This is a genomic window from Streptococcus sp. 2_1_36FAA (genome assembly GCF_000161955.2).
Lineage (GTDB): Bacteria > Bacillota > Bacilli > Lactobacillales > Streptococcaceae > Streptococcus > Streptococcus gordonii.
This window is the reverse complement of record NZ_KI391973.1, coordinates 200,928-207,123: the sequence shown is the minus strand read 5'-3', so window position 1 is coordinate 207,123 and position 6,196 is coordinate 200,928. Positions and strand designations below refer to the sequence as shown.

Annotated in this window: 6 protein-coding genes; 1 reads left to right on the top strand and 5 read right to left on the bottom strand. The window is 39.0% G+C overall.

The genetic code is table 11. The annotated features are described in order from the left end of the window. The 5 genes from HMPREF0847_RS01030 to HMPREF0847_RS01010 form a co-directional block, all read right to left on the bottom strand. Positions 1-2,044, bottom strand: a 2,044-nt coding sequence (locus HMPREF0847_RS01030) for a SpaA isopeptide-forming pilin-related protein (RefSeq protein WP_020992591.1), incomplete at its 3' end; no start/stop codon positions are given. A 332-nt stretch (positions 2,045-2,376) separates the two neighbouring features. Then, positions 2,377-3,117 carry a class I SAM-dependent methyltransferase gene (locus HMPREF0847_RS01025; protein WP_020992590.1) on the bottom strand — a complete coding sequence of 247 codons (741 nt, stop codon included), beginning with the start codon at positions 3,115-3,117 and terminating at the stop codon, positions 2,377-2,379. Positions 3,118-3,521: 404 nt separating this feature from the next. Beyond that, positions 3,522-3,878: a class Ib ribonucleoside-diphosphate reductase assembly flavoprotein NrdI gene (locus tag HMPREF0847_RS01020; protein WP_187364084.1), complete on the bottom strand. Its 357-nt coding sequence runs from the start codon at positions 3,876-3,878 to the stop codon at positions 3,522-3,524. Continuing rightward, positions 3,879-4,226: a hypothetical protein gene (locus HMPREF0847_RS01015; RefSeq protein ID WP_008809428.1), complete on the bottom strand. Its 348-nt coding sequence runs from the start codon at positions 4,224-4,226 to the stop codon at positions 3,879-3,881. Positions 4,227-4,420: 194 nt separating this feature from the next. Beyond that, the gene (locus HMPREF0847_RS01010) at positions 4,421-5,032 is read right to left on the bottom strand and encodes a TetR/AcrR family transcriptional regulator (protein WP_008809429.1); all 612 of its coding nucleotides are present in this window, start codon (positions 5,030-5,032) and stop codon (positions 4,421-4,423) included. Positions 5,033-5,135: 103 nt separating this feature from the next. Between HMPREF0847_RS01010 and HMPREF0847_RS01005 the strand changes: the two genes are divergently transcribed. After that, positions 5,136-6,086 carry a hypothetical protein gene (locus HMPREF0847_RS01005; RefSeq protein WP_008809430.1) on the top strand — a complete coding sequence of 317 codons (951 nt, stop codon included), beginning with the start codon at positions 5,136-5,138 and terminating at the stop codon, positions 6,084-6,086. Positions 6,087-6,196: the final 110 nt, after the last annotated feature.

The window sequence follows — 6,196 nt, the reverse complement described above, 5'->3', positions numbered from 1 at the left end:
CGCCTTTGAAGATCTTGATCTCTGCACCAGCAATCTCAGTACCACCAAGGTTTACTTTACTGAAAGTAATCGCTTTGGGACTGTCATCGTCTTTATCGGTTACAGTCACAGTTGAACCGTTGGTAACGACCTTGTTATCTTCACCTTTAGAGTCTTTCTCACCAACATTGGTCACTTCCACTGTGCCGTCTGTTTTGACTTGGAATGTGATGTCAGTCACCTTGAGGTAACCTGTTGGAGCTGCTTCCTCATGGAAAGTGTATGTACCTGGTGCTAAGTTCAATTCTTTAGACTTACCAGCTTCAGATGTCCAGCTTTCTACTGCTTGACCTTCTGCCTTGTCGCCCTTGTAGATCTTGATTTGAGCTCCTGCGATTTCTGTACCACCAAGGTTAACTTTACTGAAAGTAATGGCTTTGGGACTGTCATCGTCTTTATCGGTTACAGTTAGAGTTGCACCATTAGCTACAACACGGTTGTCTTCACCCTTAGAGTCTTTCTCTCCAACATTGGTCACTTCCACTGTACCGTCATGTTTGACTTGGAATGTGATGTCAGTCACCTTGAGGTAACCTGTTGGAGCTGCTTCCTCATGGAAAGTGTATGTACCTGGTGCTAAGTTCAATTCTTTAGACTTACCAGCTTCAGATGTCCAGCTTTCTACTGCTGTGCCTTCTGCCTTATCGCCCTTGTAGATCTTAATTTGAGCACCTGCGATTTCAGTACCACCAAGGTTTACTTTACTGAAAGTAATCGCTTTTTCAGTTGGTGTCTTCTTGTTGACAATATCACGAGATACCGATTTATCAGTTCCGAAATCTTGTGAACCAATCTTGATTTCCTCAGTTGATTTGTCATATCCTTCTGGTGCTTGCACTTCTCGGATAGTATAGTTGTCTCTCAACAACTCTCCTACGCTCGCATTACCATCAGCATCTGTTGTCAACTTGCCAACTACTGCCCCAGTACTGTCACGAACCACTTCAAATTCAGCGCCTTGAAGATTTTCACCCGCCTCATTTACCTTATGGATCTTAATAGAGAATACATATCCTTCGGCTACACCACCAGCAATCTGATAGGTACGAGTGCTAGTTGATTGTTCAGTCAAGCCACCATTATAATTCATCTTGGCTACGTTCGTAATTTTTTCGCCATCAACTAAATCATAATTTGCTTTAGCCCTATATTCAATCATATAACCAAAGCCATTAGTATCTCCTAGAGGTAAAGTAAATCCATCTCCGCCCGGATTTACAGTCATTTGTTTCTTAAATGTTTCTGTCATATCCTGAGCATTAGACCATTTCCAATCTCCGTTATTCCAACGCCAATCTACTTTATAAATACGAAAAGTATCTGGTAAGAAGGTGAAATTTGGAGACGAGAACGCATCCTTGATGGTTATATCACTATAGTTGGCCATATTGCGGTTTACAGTAATATTGTAACGAATGACATTTTTCTCGTCATCCTTATACTGGAAGGAACTCTTTTCAATCTTAGAGTCATACTGTTTAGGAGGTCCATTATAATGAACAGTTCCTGGAACTAATGTCCGTGTTCCTATTGTAAATCCAGCATTCAAGTCACCTTCTTGACTCACTACATCATGGTCAACCCGAGCATAGAAGAAAAATTCTCCACGGACACCAGATTTTTGCTCAACATAATTTGTATATGTTAAGGTAATCGTTTTGTTTGCAGAATCCAAAAATCCATTTGCAACAAGATTACCTGACTCGTCCTTAAGCTCAATGGCTGAAGAGTTCGCAAAAGCATACTCTGGTGGCAAGGTGATTGTCGTCGTATCTCCTTGATGTACTTGGTTATCAGGCAATACAAATTTTGCGTAAACGCGGAAATCTTGCCAAATATCAATCCCTTGTGTTAAGTCTCCTCCAGAAGAATTTTTGAGACTCATCTCAGTAATGACATCATTAAATTCGGCCGCCTGCACTTGGGCAAGAGGAGTTAATGATGGCAAAACCACTCCTAAACAAAGAATAATGACGTGAAGCCAAGTTCTAATTCTTTTGTTCATGCAATCTTCCTTTCTCATAATATTCAGTTTTGAATGTACAATGTAATTGTATACTAACTGATTTCCCCATCTTATCAGTGTTTACCTTTACAAAAAAGTAAACATTTTTTATAGATACATTACGCCTTCATTCTACCATACTATCAATAAAAAGACCATATGTTATAAGCCTTTTTTTAAATATTTATTCTAATTTCATTAACTTGCTAGCATTGAACAAATAATTACATTAACTTTCAAATTAAATCCGGCGCTACCAAATCCAATCTTTTCTTACTTTTTTGTGTCTGACATACCACAAAAAACCGGAAACAAAGTCCGGTTCTTCTGATTTATTTCCTAAAAGTCAAGGCGTAGAATTTACCATCCCAGAGGAATTTCAACTCTTTCTCTTTGACGCCCGCTGGAACTGCTGCTTCAATTTCTCCAAGATCAACAGTAGCATCCTTAAAATAGTCCTTGCTGAAATGGTTCTTTTTATACTGTTGTTCTACATAGTCTGCCGTCTCATCTGAAATCAAAATCTTAGTCCCTGGTTTAGCCACCCTTAGCATTTCCTGCATGGCCTTGGTCTTATCGCTAAAGAAATTGATTCCACCGATATGATAGACGATATCAAAACTATTATCCGCAAAGGGCAGATCCTCCGCACAGGCCTGAAAGAGTTGCAGATTGGTCTTCTTGGAGCAAGATTTTTGGCATTTCTTCAACATGCCTATAGAAATATCCGCTCCAAAAAAGTCTAAGCTTTTCAGATCAACATCCTTAGGAATATAGCATAGATCATGGCCTGTTCCAATAGAAACATAAAGAACTGACAGATGGTCCTTCCATTCTATTTCTGCCATTAGCTCCCTTCTCAGCTTATCGACTGCCTTTCCATAGAGAAAGCCACCCAGCCATTTTTCGCTCAAATCATACCAGCGAGCGAAGCGATTATACATGGTCATATACTTAGCATTGTCGCCAGAGATATAGTCTGGATTCAGAGCCAGGTAGATGTCTCCATCTTTTTGAAAATCATCCACCTCCAAGCCTGACTTCAGTTTCTCTTGTATCTTTGTTTTCATCATGTTTCTTGCCTCCTTTTTCTATTTGACAATTATTATAGAGAATTCTGAAACAAAAACAAGAGATTTTCAGCAAGTGGCTACCCAGCGTTAGCAACCGGAAGAAATCTCTTAACAAGTTGCAGAAGAAGAAACGAATTTTATACAAAAGAGTCTAAATTTTTCTGCTTTCAGCACTTTTTGTCCAATCAATCCGTGTTCTTCCAAACTTGAAGTTGCATTAACCTGTTTCTTACTTGGTTCTTTTTGTTTGGAAGATTTTCTTTCCGCCTTATCTGAGGTGTCGTACTATTTCTATGCAAGCCCTCGATCCCTTAGGATAAGAACGGAAATCAGAGCCAGTCAGATGCCCCAATTTTCTTGGACCTAGACATAGGAGTTCTCCATTTAGGCAAAGCTTGTTGAGACTAGCACTCCGCCAAAAACTCCTGCACAGCCTTGACATCTTCTGGGCTACCGCCTCGGTCAATATCACAGATATGCTGGAGCCCATATTTTTCGATAATCAAGGTAGTCGCCCCACAGAAGGTCCGGCCATGTTTAACAGAGTCACCATTGTTAACAAAACCTTTAATCAGCCCAGGATGTTTCTTGATAAAGCGTTTGGTAGACCAAGGAATTTTCCCAGCACCAGCATTTCGAGTAATGAGAATACAGGGCTCTTCTAGTTTCTCCTTGATGCTCTGGGTCGGATAGCCCAGTGATTCTGCAAATCGTTTACCAACACCAGTATTAGAATCATAAACTACAATCATCTTCATCACCTACTTTCTTAAAAAAAGGATGGCAAACCAAGCCGCAAAGCCTAAAACCACGACATCTGAGATGAGCATAAGCATAAACTCCAAATCCGGCATCATGTGAATATACATCAGCAATGACAACGTTGCTAAAGCCAGCGCCGTCAGCTTCGCAACTACTGGCAATCCCGGAATCAAAGCTGCTCCAATTAGGACAAGGATGAGACCTCCGACTAAGAATGACTGAAAATCCAAACTAAAATTAAAACCAACTGTTACACCGCCGTAGCCAATGGTCAAAAAACCAATCAGCACCAGACAGACACCCAAAATAGCCAATCCACTCATAGCAAATCCTCCTTGCTTATTCATACTTTTCCTCACTTTCTACTTTTGAATGAACAATTTTTAATATTCATTCAAAACTTTCTAAAAAATAATACACTTTATCTAACTATGTTCCTTTCCATTTCCGCATCACCATAGATAGCTCATCACCTCCTTTATTTATGAATGAGTATTTTTTTATATTCACTCATGCTATCTTCTAAGAAAAGGAATTTCCTCTATTTGGAAAAAATTCCCTTAACAAAATATTTCACTAAAGTCTCAAGACTATCGAAGTAGCCTGAAAATTCCTGCTCTGTGACATGCATGTCTATGTAGTATATCAAGTCATAAACCTTCATGATCTCAGCAACTTTTTCCTCCGAAAACCCCTCTTCCTGCAAGCGCTGGCTGAAAGTCTGAATAAGAAACTGATGAAAGGCATTGTACGCTCGGCCGGAATCTTGATTATAGTAATTGTGCAGAATCTGAGAAATGCCTGGCTTGTTCCACTCGGCTAAAATTTTATTGGGCGAAATCAACTCAAAAGTGACTGCAAAAAGTTGTTCAACGATTGCCTCGGGCTCGCCCTGCCAGTCCACACGTCGCATAGTTTCCTCGCGTATACGGCTATTTTCAGCTATATAAACTTCCAAGAAGATAGCTTCCTTAGACTCATAATACTTATAAAAGGATCCGACAGCCATCTGGCTTCTCTTAGCAATATCAGAAATTCCAGCTGCCTTATAGCCTTTTTCTGCAAAGACTTCTCTAGCCGCAGCCAGGAGCTCATTTTTTTTATTCATTTTCCTGTCTCTTTTGTGAATGAATTTCATTTTATATTCATTCATATTTTAACACTTGTTTTACAAAAGTCAAGTATTTTGCTATACTACAGTCTAGATATTCTTTGAATATCAAATTATTATACCGAATTTTATTGGAGGTTTAGTAATGCTTAAAGAAAAACGCAATCAGGGAATGATTGGCCTACTATTTATTACTCTAATTTTTCTTGGAATAGCTGGCGCCATGGCCTTTATACAGTACCAAAAGGCTAATCCTAAAATTGCCTACTCAGCAGACACCGCTAAAGTTTCTTCTGAAACAGTTTATACTGAAGTTTATGATATCTCTCCAGAACCTATTTTCCCGGTAAATGATAAAACTGAGGTTTGGCTGGTTCAATATAAGGATGGATATGTTGGTGTTCAAGCAAAAAAAGGTGACAAGCAGATCGCCAAGCTAGTGGAGCAAGCAAATAAAGGAGAGCTAAAGAAAAATCCCGCACGACTTGTCGGTACTTACATAAATACAAGCGTTCAAAAGAAGGACCAATCATATATTTCCAACTTTTCTAGCTTGATGCTTAGTCTAAGAAATGAAGTTGGAGATATCTCGGCCAAAATTGCAACCAGCTCTTATATCTCTCTTTCTGAGTTTGACTCTGATCATTCTAAATTCATCTTTTATGTCCTATTCTTAGTCGGTTTATCTGCCATTTTTATCGGAACTGGACTCTTCAACCGCAGAAAGAATGTGCAAGCTTATAATGAAATTTATTCAATTTATCCAGAAGTCCAAGGAAATCTTAATCTCTTACTAGAACAAGCTTCCTTCCATGACGAAGAATTGAAAATCATCATCTATAAAGATCACCTGATCACTTATTATCGTGGTGTAAGAACTGTTGACCTAAAACAGGTTATCCACCTCTACCACCATATTTTCACCATGCATCGAGGCTTTGCATCCAACAGAAATTCTACTCTGATTGCTGTTCGATCAAATAACAAGAAATATCAGATGCCTATTCGAAATATTGGCAAAACGACAGATATTCAACTTCGGTCTACTTTTGACTATCTCTACAATTACTTCCCTCATATCAAATTGGGAGTGTAATGTCACATAAAACTCAAGCTAGATTTTCCAGCTTGAGTTTTTTATATATAAAAACAGGAGCAGGATACAATCCCAGCTCCTTTTTTTTAAGATATGCTTGTCAGAACGTT

Bases quoted from the DNA above. Each gene is read 5' to 3' on its own strand.
- HMPREF0847_RS01025 (WP_020992590.1), bottom strand. From the start codon at position 3,117: ATGATGAAAACAAAGATACAAGAGAAACTGAAGTCAGGCTTGGAGGTG.
- HMPREF0847_RS01015 (WP_008809428.1), bottom strand. From the start codon at position 4,226: ATGAATAAGCAAGGAGGATTTGCTATGAGTGGATTGGCTATTTTGGGT.
- HMPREF0847_RS01010 (WP_008809429.1), bottom strand. From the start codon at position 5,032: ATGAATGAATATAAAATGAAATTCATTCACAAAAGAGACAGGAAAATG.
- HMPREF0847_RS01005 (WP_008809430.1), top strand. From the start codon at position 5,136: ATGCTTAAAGAAAAACGCAATCAGGGAATGATTGGCCTACTATTTATT.